At 71.2% G+C, this 17,612-nt stretch carries 11 protein-coding genes, 2 tRNA genes and 2 pseudogenes; 6 read left to right on the top strand and 9 right to left on the bottom strand.

Annotated features, from left to right (window positions below):
• Positions 1–29: 29 nt before the first annotated feature.
• Entirely contained in the window at positions 30–4,955 is a 4,926-nt protein-coding gene (locus ACZ3I3_RS21110) for a PAS domain-containing protein (RefSeq protein ID WP_467367178.1), read from the bottom strand.
• Positions 4,956–5,282: 327 nt separating this feature from the next.
• Positions 5,283–5,852: an SSI family serine proteinase inhibitor gene (locus tag ACZ3I3_RS21105; RefSeq protein WP_467367176.1), complete on the bottom strand. Its 570-nt coding sequence runs from the start codon at positions 5,850–5,852 to the stop codon at positions 5,283–5,285.
• 236 nt (positions 5,853–6,088) lie between these two features.
• Here ACZ3I3_RS21105 and ACZ3I3_RS21100 point away from each other — a divergent pair.
• Positions 6,089–6,179: transfer RNA gene (locus tag ACZ3I3_RS21100), tRNA-Ser, on the top strand.
• 62 nt (positions 6,180–6,241) lie between these two features.
• On the opposite strand, the gene ACZ3I3_RS21095 is transcribed toward ACZ3I3_RS21100, so the two are convergent.
• Positions 6,242–6,916, bottom strand: coding sequence for an arginase family protein (locus ACZ3I3_RS21095; RefSeq protein ID WP_467367174.1), 675 nt, complete (start codon positions 6,914–6,916; stop codon positions 6,242–6,244).
• Between the two features lie 329 nt (positions 6,917–7,245).
• Between ACZ3I3_RS21095 and ACZ3I3_RS21090 the strand changes: the two genes are divergently transcribed.
• Positions 7,246–7,318, top strand: a tRNA-Arg gene (locus ACZ3I3_RS21090).
• Positions 7,319–7,390: 72 nt separating this feature from the next.
• Here the strand turns inward: ACZ3I3_RS21090 and ACZ3I3_RS21085 are convergent.
• Positions 7,391–7,654 carry a hypothetical protein gene (locus tag ACZ3I3_RS21085; protein WP_467367172.1) on the bottom strand — a complete coding sequence of 88 codons (264 nt, stop codon included), beginning with the start codon at positions 7,652–7,654 and terminating at the stop codon, positions 7,391–7,393.
• Between the two features lie 450 nt (positions 7,655–8,104).
• On the opposite strand from ACZ3I3_RS21085, the gene ACZ3I3_RS21080 reads away from it, so the two are divergent.
• Positions 8,105–8,368, top strand: a complete 264-nt coding sequence (locus ACZ3I3_RS21080; protein WP_467367170.1) for a GntR family transcriptional regulator — start codon at positions 8,105–8,107, stop codon at positions 8,366–8,368.
• A gap of 52 nt (positions 8,369–8,420) precedes the next feature.
• Here ACZ3I3_RS21080 and ACZ3I3_RS21075 read toward each other — a convergent pair whose 3' ends face one another.
• From ACZ3I3_RS21075 to ACZ3I3_RS21060, 4 genes and pseudogenes are all read right to left on the bottom strand, one after another.
• Entirely contained in the window at positions 8,421–9,257 is an 837-nt protein-coding gene (locus tag ACZ3I3_RS21075) for a protein kinase domain-containing protein (RefSeq protein WP_467367168.1), read from the bottom strand.
• Between the two features lie 71 nt (positions 9,258–9,328).
• A pseudogene (locus tag ACZ3I3_RS21070) lies at positions 9,329–9,637 on the bottom strand (glycine-rich domain-containing protein); the annotation flags it as partial.
• Positions 9,567–9,865: pseudogene (locus ACZ3I3_RS21065) on the bottom strand (IS5/IS1182 family transposase); the annotation flags it as partial. The pseudogenes ACZ3I3_RS21070 and ACZ3I3_RS21065, both read right to left, overlap by 71 nt.
• A gap of 123 nt (positions 9,866–9,988) precedes the next feature.
• A complete protein-coding gene (locus ACZ3I3_RS21060) occupies positions 9,989–12,670 on the bottom strand; it encodes an outer membrane protein assembly factor BamB family protein (protein ID WP_467367166.1) in 2,682 nt (893 codons plus the stop codon).
• Positions 12,671–12,813: 143 nt separating this feature from the next.
• On the opposite strand from ACZ3I3_RS21060, the gene ACZ3I3_RS21055 reads away from it, so the two are divergent.
• The 3 genes from ACZ3I3_RS21055 (at position 12,814) to fxsT (ending at position 16,995) form a co-directional block, all read left to right on the top strand.
• Positions 12,814–12,963: a hypothetical protein gene (locus ACZ3I3_RS21055; protein ID WP_467367164.1), complete on the top strand. Its 150-nt coding sequence runs from the start codon at positions 12,814–12,816 to the stop codon at positions 12,961–12,963.
• Between the two features lie 1,108 nt (positions 12,964–14,071).
• Positions 14,072–14,305, top strand: coding sequence for a hypothetical protein (locus ACZ3I3_RS21050; protein WP_467367163.1), 234 nt, complete (start codon positions 14,072–14,074; stop codon positions 14,303–14,305).
• The gene (gene fxsT / locus ACZ3I3_RS21045; protein ID WP_467367161.1) at positions 14,302–16,995 is read left to right on the top strand and encodes an FxSxx-COOH system tetratricopeptide repeat protein; all 2,694 of its coding nucleotides are present in this window, start codon (positions 14,302–14,304) and stop codon (positions 16,993–16,995) included. Before ACZ3I3_RS21050 ends, fxsT begins: the two co-directional genes overlap by 4 nt.
• Here fxsT and ACZ3I3_RS21040 read toward each other — a convergent pair.
• Positions 16,968–17,474 (bottom strand): hypothetical protein, encoded by a 507-nt coding sequence (locus ACZ3I3_RS21040; RefSeq protein ID WP_467367159.1) that lies wholly within the window; start codon positions 17,472–17,474, stop codon positions 16,968–16,970. The two genes, fxsT and ACZ3I3_RS21040, sit on opposite strands and share 28 nt — an antisense overlap.
• Positions 17,475–17,612 lie beyond the last annotated feature (138 nt).

The following is a 17,612-nucleotide window of genomic DNA, read 5'->3' as shown; positions in this document are numbered from 1 at the left end:
CCGGCCAGGCAGAACCAGCCAGGCAGTCCCTAGTTGGTCCCGATCCGGGAGAGCAGCTCGACGATCCGGGTCTGCACCTCGCCGCTGGTGGACCGCTCCGCGAGGAACAGCACCGTTTCGCCGGAGGCCAGCCGCGGCAGGTCGGCCTGGTCGACGGCGGCCGTGTAGACGACGAGCGGGGTGCGGTTGAGCTGCCCGTTCGCGCGCAGCCAGTCCACGATCCCAGCCTGCCGCCGGTGCACCTGCATCAGGTCCATCACGACCAGGTTCGGCCGGAACTGCCCCGCCAGCGTCACCGCGTCGGCGTCACTCGCCGCCCGCGCGACCTGCATCCCGCGCCGCTCCAGTGTCGCCGTCAGCGCGAGCGCGATCTCCGCGTGCTCCTCGATCAGCAGCACGCGCGGCGGGTGCTGCTCACTGTCGCGCGGCGCCAGCGCCTTCAGCAGGACGGCGGGATCGGCACCGTACGCCGCGTCCCGCGAGGCCTGCCCGAGTCCGGCCGTGACCAGGACGGGCACCTCGGCGGCGACCGCGGCCTGCCGCAGCGACTGCAACGCCGTACGCGTGATCGGCCCGGTCAGCGGGTCGACGAACAGCGCCGCCGGGAAAGCGGCGATCTGCGCGTCGACCTCCTCGCGCGAGTTCACGATCACGGGCCGGTAGCCGCGGTCGCTCAGCGCCTGCGAGGTGCTGACGTCCGGCGCCGGCCACACCAGCAGCCGCCGCGGGTTGTCCAGCGGCTCCGGCGGCAGCTCGTCGTCCATCGGCTGCGGCCGGGGAGGATCGGCCACCTCGACGGCACCGCCGGGCCCGTCCAGCGGCTCCGGCCCCTCGGCGGCGTTCTCGTCCGGCGCGCCTATGGCGTACGACCGTCCGCCGCCCTCGGTCATCTGCGCGAGCCGCGACTGACCGGCGAGGGACGGCTGCGCCGGGACGGGCGCGGGGGCCGGGGCGGGCGCGGGGGCCGGGGCGGTGCCCTGTGCGGTGCCTTGCGCGGTGCCTTGTGCGGGAGTCGGCTCGGCCGTCGGATGCGGGCGCGCGGCGTGCTCCGGGCGGGGCGCGGGTTCCTGGCGGGAGGCCTGTTCGGGCCGCCCGCTCCCTTCCGTCCGCGTGGCCGGGTCGGGCGGTGTGCCGAGCTTGCGGCGCCGGCCCGATCCGCCCGACTGGTGCGGGGGCGGCGTCGCCGACGACTGGGGCGCGGGCACGCCCGGCATCTGCGGGGCGGAACCGGCCGGACGGGCGGCGGGCATGCCCGACGGCTGCTGCACCTGAGCCGCCTGCCGGTTGAACGGCACACCCTGGCCCAGCGTCCGCACGCTGATCGCCCGCCCCTGCGTGGAATTCGGGTCGACGGGCGCGGCCGCCTCCGCGGGCAACGGCTGAGCCGCGCGATGCGCCTGCGCCGCGCCCTCCGGGGGCAACGGGGTGCCGGGGGCCGGGGTGTGGGTCTGGGGGGCCGGAGCCGCGGCCTGGGCCTGCGCCTGGCCCGCGGGGGTGCCGCTCGGGCGTACGGGATGGGCGGTGCCGTTGGGGGCCACGGACTGTGCCGGCTGTGCCCCGCCGTTCGGCGGCACGGACTGCGCCGCACCGTTCGGCGGCACGGCGACACCGGCTCCCGAGCTGTCGTCGGCGGCGGGCCAGGGCTGTGGCTGGGGGGCGGGGGCGCCTTGGGCAGGGGCAGGGGCCGGGGCTCCGGGTGCGGCGGTGCCCGGGGCAGGGGTTCCCTGAGCCGGGGTGCCCTGTCCGGGCGCGGCCTCGGCGGGCAGCGGCTGACCGGCGGAGGGCTGCTGCTCCGGCGCGGCGACACCCTGCTGCGGCAGGGGCTGTGCACCGAGGGGCTGGTTCGGGGACACGGGCTGAAGCGCCTGCCCCGGGAGGGCCGCGGCCTGCACGCTGTGCCCGAGACCGCCCGGGGCGGGGACGGACACGCCCTGCGGGGGTACGGCGACGCCCTGCGGTTGGGGGACGGTCCCCTGCGGGACGTTCCCCTGGGGATGCACGGCGTTGGCTTGTGGGTGAGCGGCGTTGCCCTGCGCCGGAACCGCCACGCCCTGCGGCGGCACGGCCGTACCGGGAGCGACCTGCCCGGCGGCCACCCCGGCCTGGCCCACCGGAACCTGACCGGTGACGTCCTGCTGCGCGGGAACTCCCTGGGCGTCAACCCCCTGCACGGACGCCGGGGGCACGGAACCGGCCGGCACAGGAGCCTGCTGTCCGGCGCCCTGCACCGGCGCACCGGCCACCGCACCCGCCGCCGTACCCGGCGCCTGCGCTCCGGCCCCGTCGGCCGGCTGAGCCGCCACGGCCCGCCGCCGACGCCCGGTCGGCGCACTCGTGGGATGCGGCTGGGGCGGAGTGTGATCGGCGGACTGGTCGTGCGGGACGGCGTCGTGCCGCCCCTCCTCGGCCACCCCGGCACCGGCGGCAGCCGAACCGTGAACCGCCACACCCCCGTGCGCACCCTGGTCCGGCACCTGCCCGTGACCGGGCACCTGTCCCTGACCGGGGACACCACCTGGGGCGACCTGCTGCCCCTGCTCGGAGGGACCGGACGGGCCGGACGGGCCCGACGGGCCAACCGGGTCGACGACCGGGGCCTGATCCGCCTCGGCCGGCGGCAGGGCGAACACGGGACGCGGCCCCGCCGCGGCCTCCTGCGCGGCCGCCCGCTCGGCGGCGGCAGCCAGCGCCCGCCGCCGACGCCCGGTCGGCTGCGAAGTCTGACCTTGGGCCGGATCGGAGGCCCCGGCCCCGGCCGCGGCCTCGCCGGACGGCGCGGGCAGCGCAGGCGGCAGCGCGTGCTGCTCACCGGGCTCACGCCGGGCCCGCCGCCCGGAGGGCGCGGGCACGCCCTGCGGCGGAACGGTCCCGCCCAGCCCCGTACCCGAGGCGGCGGTCCCCGCCGCATGCTCGGCGGCCGTGACGACGGCCCCTTCGGCGACACCCTGGACGGCACCCCCGACGGGCAGGGCCGGCACCGCACCGGCGTCCTCGGCCGCACGTCGCCGCCGCCCGGTACCGCCCGACGCGGGCGCACCCTCACCGGAAGCCTGCGCGGGAAGGGCGGCCGGTTCCCCGGCGGCCCGCCTCCGCCGCCGCCCGGTGGGCTCACCCTCAGCCGGGACATCACCGTCCAGGAAGGCATCGGTGGTGGCCCGCCGCGCCCGGCGCCGCCCCCCGGCAGAAGTCTGCCCACCGAACGTCTGCCCATCGGCCGTCTGCCCGTCATCGGCAGCGGCGTCGACCGCCTGGGCGCCGTCCGCATCCGCATCCGCATGCGCGGCAACGGCCCCGGCCCCGCCCCCGATCGGCACTTCGAGGACGTACGCGTTACCGCTCATCCCCGGCACTTCATGCGTCTGGAGCACGCCGCCGTGGGCCCGGACGATCCCGCGGACGATGGGCTCGTGCACGGTGTCGCCGCCGGCGTACGGCCCGCGCACCTCGATGCGTACGACCTCGCCGCGCTGCGCCGCCGCCACCACGACGGTGTTGTCCAGGTAACCGCCCGCCGACACGGGCGTGTTGCCGGTCGCGTCGACCCCCGCCACGTCCGCGACCAGATGCGCGAGGGCGGTGGCGAGCAGCCGGGGATCGACCTCGGCCTCGATGGGCGGCGCGTGCACGGCGAACTGGACCCGCCCGGGACCGATGAGCTCGACGGCCCCGTCGACACCGGCGGCGACGACGGCGTCCAGCATCACCTTCGTACGGGAGATGCCCTCGCTGCCCGTGTCGAGCCGCTGGTAGCCGAGGACGTTGTCGATGAGGGTGGTGATGCGCGAATAGCCGGCGGACAGGTGGTGCAGCACCTGGTTGGCCTCGGGCCACAGCTGCCCGGCGTCATCCGCCGCCAGCGCGGCCAGCTCGCGCCGCAGCTCCTCCAGCGGCCCGCGCAGGGACCGCCCGAGCAGGGTCAGCAACTGCTCGTGCCGCGCGGCGAGCGCCTCGTACCGGTCCTTCTCCCGCTCCCCGAGGGCGGCGTACCGGTCCTCGTTCGCGCCGAGCTCCTCGGCGTGCCGCTCGTGCAGCTCCTCCAGCTCGGTGACGTGCTGCTGGCGCAGCGCGGTCAGCTCGGAGGCGTGCTCCTCGGCGATCCGCTCCAGCTCTTCCTCGTGGCGCTTCTGAGCCGCCTCCTTCTCCTCGACGACGGCGTCGTACGGCCGCCGGTCGGTGAAGGTCATCACGGCGCCGACGAGCTGGTCGCCGTCGCGCACGGGCGCGGTCGTCAGGTCGACCGGCACCTTGCCGCCGTCCTTGGCGTACAGCACCTGCCCGCGCACCCGGTGCTTGCGCCCGGAGCGCAGGGTGTCGGCGAGCGGCGACTCCTCGTACGGGAACGGCGATCCGTCGGCGCGCGAGTGCAGCACGAGATCGTGCAGTGCGCGCCCGCCGAGATCGCTGGCCCGGAAACCCAGTATCTGAGCGGCGGCCGGATTGACGAGCACGATCCGCCCGTCGGTGTCGGTCCCGACGACGCCCTCGGACGCGGCCCGCAGGATCATCTCGGTCTGCCGCTGCGACCGCGCCAGCTCGGCCTCGGTGTCGACGGTCCCGGTCAGGTCCCTCACGACGAGCATGAGCAGCTCGTCCCCGCTGTACCCGTATCCGTCGTAGGCCTGCTGCCCGTTCTCCAGATTCGCACTGGTGACCTCGACGGGGAACTCGGTCCCGTCCGTCCTGCGCGCGATCATCCGGGTCGGCTTGGTCCGGGCCTGCGGATCGAGGTGCTCCGGCCGCCGCATGGACCCAGGGATGAGCTTGGAGTCGAACTGCGGCAGCAGGTCGAGCAGCCCGCGCCCCACCAGAGCGGTCCCCGGCGTCTCGAAGGCTTCCAGGGCGATGGTGTTCGCGTTGACGACCGTCCCGTTGGCATTGACCAGCACCAACGCGTCGGGGAGAGCGTCCAGTATGGCTGCGAGGCGAGCAGCGCCTCGGGATGGCCTGCTGCTCACGAGACGCTTCCTCCCTGTTACCGCACCTTGCCGACCGCTCGGGCCATCTTGCCAACCGTCCCGCGGCGTGTCACGCGAGGGAGTCTAAGGGCTGTGGTTGCGCTCGCGACGCCGGATGAGAGCGAGGTCGCACGAGGAAGTGACCCCGAACTGACGACCGAGTAAGCGGAAACGCCCGTCCTCCTGCAAGGACGTCGCGGGACCTTCGCGGGACCTTTACGAGGGCAGTGTTTCTGTACCTTTTCGCCCGGGTGGCCGAATGGGGCCGTGAGGTGGCCGGATAGGGGCGAGTGCGGCGACACGGGGCGGAACCGTCACGGGCTTCCCTCAGGGGTGTTTCTCGGACGTCATGTCCGGCAGCAGCGGCACGAGCCGGTCCCAGCGGGCGATCCCGCAGCCGTCACGGCGGTCGTACGTGGCGTCCACGGGCCGTCCGGCCCAGGTGCCGGTGACGTGCGCGGTGGCCGGCCCGCCGTACTGCATGGTGCAGAAGCCGCCTTCCGGGGAGGGTGCGAAGACGTCCTTCCCCCACCGCGTGTCCCGCTCCAGGGCGGCACAGGCTCCGCGCGGGTCGGGATGACTGCCGCCGTCGGGCCCGCAGTACAGCTCGTACGTCCCGTCGACCTCACCGCCCGCGTTCCGCACGGCGACGGTGAGATGGTCCCGCTCCGGTCCCTGGCCCGCCGTGAGCCGGACCGGGGACGGCCCGGCCTGGCCGTACGCGGCCGGGGACACCGCGGCCAGCGACCCGAAGGCGGCGACGGAGGCGGCGGCACCGACGACGAGCCGCCGCAGACGGGGACGGGCGGTGACTGAGTTCTGCGAGGCGACGGAGACCGGCGAGGTCCGGGACGCGTTTCCGGGGACACCCCGGCGCATGGCATGCGACATCGACATGACCTGACTAACGCGGCGCGGCCCACTACGTTGCGCGCCGGTCGGCGGCGCCGCACGACTCCACCGCACACCCACCCGCCCCCGCACCCCCGATACAGGCTGGCTGCAGGGGCCGCACAAGGCCTTTGCCCTGCGACCTTCCCGCCTAGTACCGTAGGGGTCGATTGGTGACAGCACGCTCGACTGTGTCATCATCGGCACGCACCGACTCGCGCTCGCGCGGGCGGATGTGCACTGGAGGCGTCGCCTAGTCCGGTCTATGGCGCCGCACTGCTAATGCGGTTTGGGCCTTAAAGCCCATCGAGGGTTCAAATCCCTCCGCCTCCGCACTCTGACCAGGGAGTTCGGCCCCACGCGGCTGAACTCCCTGAGTCGCTTTCAAGGCGTCTTCACCGGCCGGCCCCGAACAGCCCCTCCACGATCCGCCGCAGCACCGCCTCCTCCTGGCCGGCGGCTTCCGCCCGCTCGTACTCGGTGAGCGCGAGACCGGCCAGAGCGAACTCCTCAGTCAGTGCCCGCACCGCCCCGACCAGCTCCTCCACGCCGAGCCCGCCCGGCTCGGGCGTACCGACGGCCGGGAACACCGCCGGGTCCAGGACGTCGAGGTCGATGTGGACGTACACCGCCTCGGCGCCGGTGGCGCGCACGGCAGCGAGGAGAGGCCCTGGTCCCGCCAGCTGCTCGACGCCGAGGTGCCGTATGCCGCGGCTCTCGACAAGGGCCTGCTCACCCGGGTCCAGCGATCGCGCGCCCGCCAGCACGACGCGGTCGGCCGCCAGGCTCCGCGCGGGCCGCAGACCCTCCGGCCCGTCGCCGATGAGGGCGCGCAGCACCATGCCGTGGAAGGCTCCGGAAGGCGACGACTCGGGGGTGTTGAGGTCCCCGTGCGCGTCGAACCACACCACCGTCAGCCGGTCCCCGAACGCGGAGAGCGCGGCCTCGACCGGCGCGAGGTCGACCCCGCAGTCGCCACCGACGGTCACGGTCGGCTCGCCGGCCGGAACCTCGGCCAAGGCCGCGCGCACCGCCAGCAGATGGCGCTCCAGCACATCCGCGCTCCGCACGCCGCCCCGCGCCTCGCCGACGCCGTCATCGATCGCGACCGTCCGCCGTCGACCCGCGGGTACCAACCCGGCGAGCCAGGCGGCCCCACCGGGCAACCGACGGGCCGTAGGAGCCCCCGACCCCTGCCACTGCGCCACCTCAAGCACCACCGGACCGCCCACGAAGGCTCCCCTCCACCACACCGGTCACGAAGCCCCGTCTGAGGTCATTTACGCAGGTCACAAGGGGTATGGCAAACGGATTTCACATGGCGGCGGCAGTCATGTAATGTTCTTCCTGTCGCCGCGAGCGAGCCGCAAGGCCCGGGAGCGGCGAAAAAACAAAACAAGCACTCGTAGCTTAACGGATAGAGCATCTGACTACGGATCAGAAGGTTGCAGGTTCGAATCCTGCCGAGTGCACACTGATCAGGAGCCCCGGAGAGATCCGGGGCTCCTGGCGTTTGGGCCGATTCGCCGGCTAGTTCAGATTCTTCAGCCGCATCCCCGGCTCTCGGCGATACGGAGTGCGTCCGCCAGCGCTTCGGTCAGGCGCTCGGCGAGAAAGCGGAGTTCTCCGGGCGGGGTGTCCGGCAGCATGTTGTGGGAGTGAGCGAGAAGTTCGTTGCCCATGCCGAGCTGGATCGACTCCGTGACGTCGGCCAGCCGGGACACCGGTCCGCCAAGGTCATCGGTGATCAGGTAGCAGCGCTTGCCCTCACCGCCCGCCCAAGGGAGCAGACGAAGATCGTTCGGCATCACGCCGCCTCCAGCTTGTGGATCCAGTGCGGGCCAACGGTCGCCTCCTGGCCCAGGGCGGTGGCTGCCAGTTCGCGTCGGCGCTGCTCGTGGGCGGTCACGTACGGACGTACCGACCTCACTGCGGTGGCGTCGAGAGGACTGTCGTCCAGCGCATACGGACTGCGTGGCAGCGGTGGCCTGGACGCCCGGGGGACGTCGGTCGGCAAGGCCGATGCGGGAGGCTTCGAGGGCATGTCCGCACCGCGCCCTCCCTTCAGTAAGAGGGAAATCCAGGCGGTAAGGAGGCGGATAAGGTCGGTCACGTCGTCAGCTCCGATCGGTTTGGCTGGTGGCCGCGCCCCCGGACGGCGGCATCCGTCGCGGGGGTCCTTCGTACGTACCTGCATCGCGGTATACCGCAGTCTACTGCGGTCGCGCGGTCTACCGCAGAGTTTTAGCGTCCACCGCATGAGCCCTGAGCTTGACCGCACCCGTCCCGTCTGGCGCCAGGTCGCCGCAACCATCGCCACCCGCATCGCTGACGGCGAGTACCCGGTCGGTGCTCGTGTCCCCTCCGTCGTCGAGTTGTCTGCCGAGTTCGGCATCGCCAGTTCGACGGCACAGAAGGCGCTCGCCCATCTCAAGACGGAGGGACTCATCCGAGCCGAGGTCGGCCTGGGCTCGTTCGTCGCCGAGAGGCCCGTGGAAGCCGACGTCGAGAAAGACGCGTAGGCACGGAGACCGAGCCCATCCCTGCGGTGCACGACGAATCGGCGCTTGCGGGTCAGCCAAGGGCTTTGGCCACTTCATAAATGGTGGGCCTGTCCTCGGGCGCATGGCTGAGCATGGCGTCGATCAGTTCGCCAAGCTGACCAGGTGCCTTGACGGGGCGGCGTCTGCCGTTGGCAACGGCCTCTCTCTGGACGGGGCGTGGAGCGTCGTCCGGGTACTCGACGGCCCGCCAACCGGTCGCCGAGATGAGCAGGCAGGCGCCGAGGGCGTAGATGTCGGCTTCCGGCGTGGGCTCGGCTTCACCAGCGGTGAGCACGCTGCGCGCAATCTCCGGTGCTTCGTAGTGGACGAGGCAGCCGCGGAACGGGAAGTCGTACCCCTCGGGAACGTGCCCACCTCGGGCCAGAGCCAGATCGATGAGATGCGTCCGCTCCGGCCCGACGATGAAGTGCGCGGGCTGTACGTCGCCGTGGGCCCAGCCCTTGGCGTGCAGTTCGGCCAGCGCCTCGACACAGCCCAGCGCCACGCTGGAGTGCGGTGCGACGGACGAGCCTTTGCTACGGCAGGGCTCCCACAGGCGGTACAGCTCCGGCCCTTCATGCCACGGCTGGAAGTTCCACGTCCCGTGCTCCCATTCTCCGTACGCGAAGTCGTCGAATCCGAGGCGATGCATCACGGCACCCTCGCGTGCGGGCGCGAGGGCGGTCCAGGGCTGGGCGGACCAGTCGGCCGTAGCCGCGATCGGATAGCCGACCTTGACGGCGTAGTGACCTCGATGGCTCTGCACCTCCCAGACCATGGAGCCCCGGCGGTTCAGGACGAGGCGCTGAGACGTGGGCATGAGGGCGTCGAGCACCACGATCGGCAGTTCAGAGGGTGAGCCGGACAACGTCTGTTCTCCTTCCGAGCGAACGCGGCCGACCACGAGTCGAGGCCGGCCGCGCCGCTTCTGTCGTGTTGCTACGCCTGGCCGTACGGGCGGCCGCAGTCGGAGTCGCACTGGGCGAGGTTCGTGCCGTTCACGGTCCACAGGTCGTCGAAGACCATGAAGCCCGCCGTCTTCATGGCGCGTGCCGCAGCGGCGACCTGCTTCGGGTCGCGGGCCCCGCCGCCGGGCTTCGGGTTGTGGTGCAGGAAGCGGCCCGCGTACCGCTCGCACAGCTCGGCGTACTCCTTCGTGTGCAGGATGAGCGCGTGGAGGCCGAGGGCCACGTCGTCGGACAGGACCATGGGGACGATCGCGGTGGCCGCGGTGACCACGAAGGCGACGGGGCTTGTGCCAGGGCCGGCCCCGCTTGCCCCGCACCGACGGCAGGCCGCCGACCAGTGGCAGCAGCTGGGTGACAGCGTTACGGTGTCCGCCGGTCAGCGACACCGGCAGCGGGACGCCGTGCGCGTCGGTCAGCACGTGGTGCTTGGAGCCCGGCCGCGCACGGCCAACCGGACTCGGCCGACTTTTGGCCAGAAGTCGAGGCGGTCCGCCGCCCACAACCAGTCATCGCGGCTCGCGGGATCCCCTGGGCCGAGTCACCTCACGAGATCACTTCGTTGAGAAAACCTCAATGACCTGATTACCTGCCTGACTGACCCACCAGGCCGCGTGCACCGTGGTGCCGACGCTCATCCGAGCTGATCACCTTGAGTCATGGTCAGCAGTTCGGGGGCATCGGAGGGGACGGTCCAGCGCTGGTTTCCGGATTCCGCGTCAAGTGCGGTCACGCCGTCGGAGCTCCCTACGTACACCTTGCCGTCGGCGATGATCGGGGGGCTTGCGCTGTCGCCGAGGCTGCGGTCCCAGCGCTTGGCGCCGTTTTTGGCATCCAGGGCTACGACGTCTCGGCCGCTGACGTAGACGGAACCGTCGATGACCACGGCATGAGCGGCATCTCGTGTGGGGTGGCTCCACCGCTTCTTGCCGGTGCCCGCGTCCAGCGCGACTACTTCACTGTTGCTGAGCGCGTATACCGTGCCGTCGGCGACCACGGGAGAGGTCGTGAGCTTCTTGGGATAGGCCCAGAGCTTGTTGCCGGTCTTACCGTCCAGCGCGGTCAGTGATGCGTCGTTGAGGTACACGGTTCCGTCGGCGACGACGGGATCACCGGCTTCGTAAGTTCTGGGGTAGCTCCACCGCTTGGTGCCGCTTTGTGCATCCAACGCGACCCACTCAAGCCCGTTTGACCACCAATTGTTATAGGAGGCGTAGACCATGCCGTTGTCCGCCGCCAAGCTGTGCACCCAGCCCTCGTAACTCCAGCGCTTCTCTCCGGTGTCCACATCCAGTGCAAACAGGGCGAACACTCCACCGGAGTAGACGTTCTTCCCGTCGGTCACCGGAGGGGCGTCGGATTCCCCTGTGGGGTAACTCCAGCGTTCCTTGCCTGTGGTCGCATCCACTGCAGTGAGACCGGCGGGGATGCTTGCCCCCTCCTCAGCGCCGAGGGGCAGGGGATCAGGGACCTCGTCCGTCCGGCCTGGCACTTCGTCGTCGACGACGTACAGCATGTCGTTGGCGACCATGGCAATCGGCTCCTGCGGCCCGGTGGAGCGGTCCCAGCGCTTCCTGCCGGTGGCAGCATCCAGCGCCTCCACGCGCCACCCATAAGCGGGCCCGGTACTCACGTAGAGGGTGCCGTCGGCCGACCCCAGATCAGGGTTGCCGTCATCGTGCCTGACGGTGGCATGGGTCCAGTGCTCCTTGCCGGTGACTGCATCCAGCGCATGCAACGTGCCGTCACCCCAGGCGTACAACGTCGTCCGGGAGCGTGCCTGAGCAGGGCGGTCATCCTCTGTAACAGGGCCGTTCGGCGTTGACCGGGAACGGTCTGGAAGCCAACTCGATTCCTTCAGCCAGGGGACGCCGAACAGCAGAGCCGATCCGGCACTCAGCGAGACCAAGGTGGCCATGGCGATTCTGCGAGCGGAACGTTGTACGCGCTTGCTGTGTGGCCGCGTCCGCGAAGAACCCGGGACGGATCCGCCCGCCCGGTCCCGGTGGGCTGTCGGCCTCGCCGGCGCTGCCTTGGGCGCGGGCCCTGGTGACCTGTGGCTGTGGTGGTCGCCCGTCGCATCAGCCAGGAGGCGTGGCGAGTCACGTGCCGGCCGATAGCCGGCCTCCGGCCTGCCGCCATCGCTTTCCTGCCGGTCGGTGGAGATGTCTGAGCGTTCCAGGGCGCCAGGGGCGTAAGGGCCGTCCGCCTTCATGGCGATGACCGGAGGGTTGTTCAGGCTTGCGCGGGGCGATGCCCTTCCGGGCGCGGGGTAGGCCCGGGCGTCCTTGCTGGTGTCGAAGACGGCGTCGGTCTGGCGGAGGTGAAGGCTCAGCTCATCGGGATTGTCCGCGGTGTCTGCGGACACGGCTCCCTTACCGCAGCCTGCGGCGTTGCTGCTGCTTGTTGGCCTGTCCGCGCTGTCCGCAATTTCGCCGCGGACAATCTTGGGGCCGTGATCAGGGCCAGCGTCGTCGGTGTGGTCAAGGCCGATCTGCTCGCGCAGCTGCGACAGCTCCTGGGCATGGGCAGCGAGCTCATCGTCGGCCTGGTCCAGGATCACGTCGTACTCATACAGCGGCACCACAGGGCTGGACTCGGGCTCCGCGGCAGGTGCCTCGGGCTCGTCACCGTATGCGCGCTGCTGAGATGCTTCCAGAGCGCGGCGGTACTGCTCGGCGAGCTGCTGGGCGGCGACGCGGATCTGCTCCGCCTCCTCCCGCTTACGCCGTGCCCTGGCCACGCGCTCGTCGGCCTGCTTGTTGCGCTGCTCAAGCTCGACCAGATGCTGGCCGATCTCCGCCAGGACCTCGGTGCGGGCCTCCTCCTGGGCACGGTCGCGCTGTTCTTCCAGGCTGCGGCACTGCTCCTTCAACTCACTCATCATGCCCAGCAACCGGAAGATCAGCTGGGACATGAGCATGACGGTCTGTTGCGCCTGTAGCTGTCCCTTGCGGGCATCATCGAGGCGGATGTGCAGCTCCATCGCCGACCCTCGGTCCTGCGGGGGCGGTAGCTGCGTTTTGCCCATCGCCGCCTGCTCAGCCGCGGCCAGCCGCCGCCGCCCCTCGGTGCGCGTGGCCTCGCGCAGCCCCGGCTCCCGGACGAGTGCGTTCACCAGCTCCTCGAGGAGGTAGCTGGGGATGAGCTTGCGCCCTCTGCGGAATTCGCTCCACTGGCTACGCCCGAACGTGAAGCGCTCCTCCAACTGCCGCACGGTCAGGGGATGGGTGAGCTTCCGCAACCATGCCGCGAGCTCATTCGCCTGAGGGGTGTCGCCGTCCAGCGGCTTCGGGGGCTGTCCCGATCGCGACACGCTCTTGGTCCTTCTGTCCGCGGACGACCCAGGGGTTGTCCGTCCTGTTCCTGCAGGGACATGTCTTGGGGAGGCGGACAATCTCACCATTTCCCACGCTGTTCTCCAAGTTGCCTGATCAGAACGGAAATTGGAGATCTGCTATGCGTCGTACCACGTGGGCCTACGCTGTAGCCGCTGTACTCGTCGTCGCCCTGCAGTCGGGCTGGGACCCGGCTGAGATCCGCAACCTCGCGGTGGCGATGCTGGTCCTGATCGCCTTGATCTACGCGGCGCGCAGCGGACGCGAGTAGCCACCGCGCGGAATCCTCGCCCCTCGATGACGGCCCCAGGGTTCTCGCGGTACCCCCCGGCCGCGGGTCGCGGCGGGGCTCTTACGCGGCACCGGTGATGGGTCACACCCCGGCTCGGACGGTGGCCGTCGCCTGGGCGAGCACGCCGACGCCCACCGCGCGGGCCTCGCAGTTGTTGTGGCGACCCGCGCGCCGCCCCGGCCGGAACTCGTCCAGCAGCCGAACGCCGTCGACTGCTGGACGGCCAGGGGGTCAGTGGCCTCTGTCAGTGTGGCCACCGATCGGGTGTCTGCGACGGTGTCCGCAACAGGGTGACCACCGCTGCAAGCCCCGCCGCACCAACGTGCCCTGGTCGCCCTGGTGTACCTGCGCAAACATGCCGCCTCGCGCAGATCGCCGCCGGCTTCGGTGTCTCCCTCGGCGTCGACGGCCTGCCGTCGGTGCGGGGCAAGCGGGGCCGGCTCGCCAACCTGGGCGATCGGGATCAGAGGCCGTCGGTAGCGGGCACGACGCCCCGCCCGATCCTGTGGATTAGAAGTTGCAGGTTCGAATCCTGCCGAGTGCACACAGGTGAGAGGCCCCGGAGAGATCCGGGGCCTCTTGCGTTTCAGTGGGGCGTACAGCAGCGAAGCATGGCAACGGCTGCTGGTCAGCGTGGATCACTCGCCGCGAGGAGTACGCGTGGCAAGTAGATGGACTCTTCGCCGGCGGCGCGCCAGCCGCTCATGCCGGCCACCCTTCGGTGTCCGCTGCGCATCGCTCCACGTCGTGCCAGAACCGTGCCAGGTCGTGCGGGGAACCACGGGGCATGACGGGAGCGAAGCCGTCGGCCAGTCAGGCCGCATTGCCGGTTCCTGGCAGGCCGGCCCGGCAATCGCCGGTGGAGAAGCCGAGCTTCCCAACCTGAGAGCGCACCTCGTCTGCGGCATTGGTCGCCCCGAGTTGGGGGTTCTCCCGATTGGAGGGCAGCGGAACCGCTCGGGTGGTTTGGGCGTTCGGGCTATATGAGCGGGCTTGGATTCCTACGCTGGGTCCTCCGGGGCCGTGAGTATCGGGGGAGCAAGTGAGTGCTGAGGTCGTGCAGTTGGTGGGGCAAACGGGGCCGTACTTGACGACCGCGGTGGACGCGTACGGGGTGGCGGAGGACGAGGACGCCGAAGCGGCTGTGGGCCAGCAGGTCAAGCGGGCTCTGCGCGAGGACGCCGAGTTGCTCGCGGAACCGGCCCGGCTGCTGCCCGCGACCGGGGCGACGGAGAACGTGACGGCCTCGGGTGAGCGGTCGATTGCCGCCAAGACCATCGGCGCGGCCGTCACCGGGGACCACGCGACGATCCGGCCATGACGGACAGTGCGGCGGCCGGGAGAGGTCCGCAGGCGACGGGTGCCCGGTCCATGGCGGTGGACGGCGATGTCGGGGTGGCGATCACCGGGGACGGCGCCCGGGTGGTGATGCTGCCGGCCGAGGCGGTGCGCTGGGCCAAGGAGGTGGAGGCCCCGCCGGGAGCCGGGAACCTGCCCGGGTCCGCGTCCGGGGTGTTCGTCGGGCGCGGCGAGGAGCTTGCCGAGCTGCGCCGGCTGCTCTCCGCTGAGGGGGAGGCCGCGGTCACCCAGGTGTCCGGGGTGCGGGCGGTCCACGGTCTGGGTGGGATCGGCAAGAGCACGCTGGCTCTGCACTACGCCCACACCTACCGGCGCACGTACACGCTGGTGTGGTGGATCAATGCCGCGGGCATCGAGCAGATCGTCACCAGCCTGGCCGCCCTCGCTACGCGGCTGTGTCCACAGTGGGCGGCAGCTGTGGGTGTGCAGGAGCGGGCGGCGTGGGCCCTGCTGTGGCTGCAGTGGCATCCCGGCTGGCTGCTCGTCTTCGACAATGTCGAAGACCCGGCCGATCTGCGCCACTACCTCGGTACGCTCCCGGACGGGCATCACCTGGCCACCAGCCGCACTGCGACCGGCTGGCACACCATCGCCCCCACGATGCCCCTGGGCCTGCTGGATGCCGATGTAGCCGTGGACCTGCTGTGCACCCTCGTCTTCGGGCCGGAGCATGTGCCCACGCCGGAGCAGCGAACGGACGCCGCGGCCTTGGCCGCCGACCTCGGCTATCTGCCGCTGGCGTTGGAGCAGGCGGGCGCCTACCTGTTCGAGACCGGCACCTCGCTGACCGACTACCGGCAGATGCTGGGACAGGTCATGGACGCGGCTGCGGGCGGGATCGACCCCGAACGCACCATCGCCCGCATCTGGCACCACACCCTGACCGCCGTCGAACGCCGCAACCCCCAGGCCGTCACCCTGCTGAACGCGATGGCCTGGCTGGCACCCGACGCCATCCCCCGCACCCTGCTCGCCCCGCTCAGCCCGGACCAACGGAGCCTCGGCGAGGCCCTCGGCGCTCTGTACGCGTACAACATGATCGCCTACAGCGCCGACCGCCAGAGCATCAACGTCCACCGCCTCGTACAGACCGTCCTGCGCCACCAGCCCGCCGGCTCCGACGGATACCCCCCGGGCCGGCAGGACGCCGAACACCTCATCCAGCACGCCACACCCGACACGGACACCGCGCAGTGGGAACAGCTCCTGCCCCACGTCATCGCCGTCGCCGACTCCACACCGCCCCACAGCCCGGGATCGACCAACACCGCCGACGCCTACCACGCCGCCGCGCAGTACCTGTTCCGCCAGGGACGCGACGCCCACACCATTCCCCTGCGCACAGCCGCCCTCAGTCAGTACGAGCAGGACCTGGGCGACGCCCACCCCCAGACCCTGGCGAGTCGCAACAACCTCGCCGACGCATACCGGGCGGCGGGGGACCTGGGACGGGCCATTCCCTTGCTCGAGGCCACGCTGGCGCAGTGCGAGCAGGTCTTGGGCGACGCCCACCCCGACACCCTGTCCAGCCGCAATAGCCTCGCGGGCGCATACCGGGCGGTGGGGGACCTTGGGCGCGCCATTCCCTTGTACGAGGCCACGCTGGCGCAGTGCGAGCAGGTCTTGGGCGACGCCCACCCCGACACCCTGACCAGCCGCAACAACCTCGCCAGCGCCTACGAGTCGGCGGGGGACCTGGGCCTGGCCATCCACCTGTTCGAGGCCACCCTGGCCCAGCGCGAACAGGTCCTCGGCGACGCCCACCCCCACACCCTGACCAGCCGCAACAACCTCGCTGGCGCCTACGAGTCGGCGGGGGACCTGGGCCGGGCCATCCACCTGTACGAGGCCACCCTGGCCCAGCGCGAGCAGGTCCTCGGCGACGCCCACCCTCACACCCTGACGAGTCGCAACAACCTCGCCTACGCCTACGAGTCGGCGGGGGACCTTGGTCGGGCTATCCCCTTGTACGAGGCCACGCTGGCGCAGTGCGAGCAGGTCTTGGGCGACGCCCACCCGGACACCCTGTCCAGCCGCAGCAACCTCGCCGGCGCCTACCAGGCGGCGGGGGACCTTGGGCGGGCCGTCCCCTTGTACGAGGCCACCCTCGCTCAGTGCGAGCAGGTCCTGGGCGACGCCCACCCTCACACCCTGACGAGTCGCAACAACCTCGCCGGCGCCTACGAGTCGGCGGGGGACCTGGGCCGGGCCATCCACCTGTACGAGGCCACCCTGGCTCAGCGCGAACAGGCTCTGGGCGACGCCCACCCTCAGACTCTGACCAGCCGCAACAACCTCGCCTACGCCTACGAATCGGCGGGGGACCTTGGTCGGGCCATCCCCCTGTTCGAGGCCACGCTCGCCCAGCGCGAGCTGGCTCTGGGCGACGCCCACCCGGACACCCTGACCAGCCGCCACAACCTCGCCGGCGCTTACCAGGCGGCGGGGGACCTCGGGCGGGCCATCCCCCTGTTCGAGGCCACGCTCGCCCAGCGTGAGCGGGTCCTGGGCGACACCCACCCCCAGACCCTGACGAGCCGCAACAACCTCGCTCATGCGCGTCGGGCCGCCCAAGCTGTACAGCAGGGAACTACAGCAACCTCAGCAACCGACGATGGCCCGCCCTATGCGTCGAGCTCGTCGCCGGACTGAGACCAGCGCTTGATGATCTTTGCTGGGGATTCCAAGGCCGGCCACACCTGGATACGGATCTTCTCGGTCGTTTCGGGGCTCTCGTCGGAGTCGATGTCGGCCTCGGCTGCCCGAGCCAAGTTGCTCCGAGACACGCGGACGCGGTTCCAGCCTGAGGGGATCTCGAACGTTGCCGCATCGGGGGCGTAGTCCGTGCAGCCAAGAACCATCAGGCGGCCAAGCGACACCTCGAGGCCGGCCTCAACCACGTGATCGAATTCCGAACTGTCGTCAATCGGTTCCCCAGGCAGGACGACGACAGTGACGGATACGTTGACATTGACCGATGTGCCGATGCCCAGCGCATCCGGTGCAACCGCGAGTTGATCGGCAACGGCCTGATCCGTCCACGCGTCGCTGAGATCACCGTCCGAGTCGGCATCGGCGACGTGTATCTGGAAGTAGTCGGCGAAGAGCGTGAGCTCTGTCGTTGTCGTCATGGCGGCACAGTGCCATGCAGTACTGACAGCTGGGGGCGCGCCCCGACTCGATGGCGCTCATCGTCCACCCCGGCCGTTCGAGGGATGCGTGGGTCGACGCCGGCGCATTTCCCGCCCGCGGGGGCATCCCTTGAGGCA

Source organism: Streptomyces sp. NPDC016851, from assembly GCF_055562795.1.
The sequence above is the reverse complement of the archived record's forward strand: the minus strand, read 5'-3'. Positions and strand labels throughout refer to the sequence as shown.

Coding starts and splice junctions, on each gene's coding strand:
- ACZ3I3_RS21105 (WP_467367176.1), bottom strand. CDS start 5,852: ATGTCGATGTCGCATGCCATGCGCCGGGGTGTCCCCGGAAACGCGTCC.
- ACZ3I3_RS21085 (WP_467367172.1), bottom strand. CDS start 7,654: ATGCCGAACGATCTTCGTCTGCTCCCTTGGGCGGGCGGTGAGGGCAAG.
- ACZ3I3_RS21080 (WP_467367170.1), top strand. CDS start 8,105: ATGAGCCCTGAGCTTGACCGCACCCGTCCCGTCTGGCGCCAGGTCGCC.
- ACZ3I3_RS21055 (WP_467367164.1), top strand. CDS start 12,814: ATGCGTCGTACCACGTGGGCCTACGCTGTAGCCGCTGTACTCGTCGTC.
- fxsT (WP_467367161.1), top strand. CDS start 14,302: ATGACGGACAGTGCGGCGGCCGGGAGAGGTCCGCAGGCGACGGGTGCC.
- ACZ3I3_RS21040 (WP_467367159.1), bottom strand. CDS start 17,474: ATGACGACAACGACAGAGCTCACGCTCTTCGCCGACTACTTCCAGATA.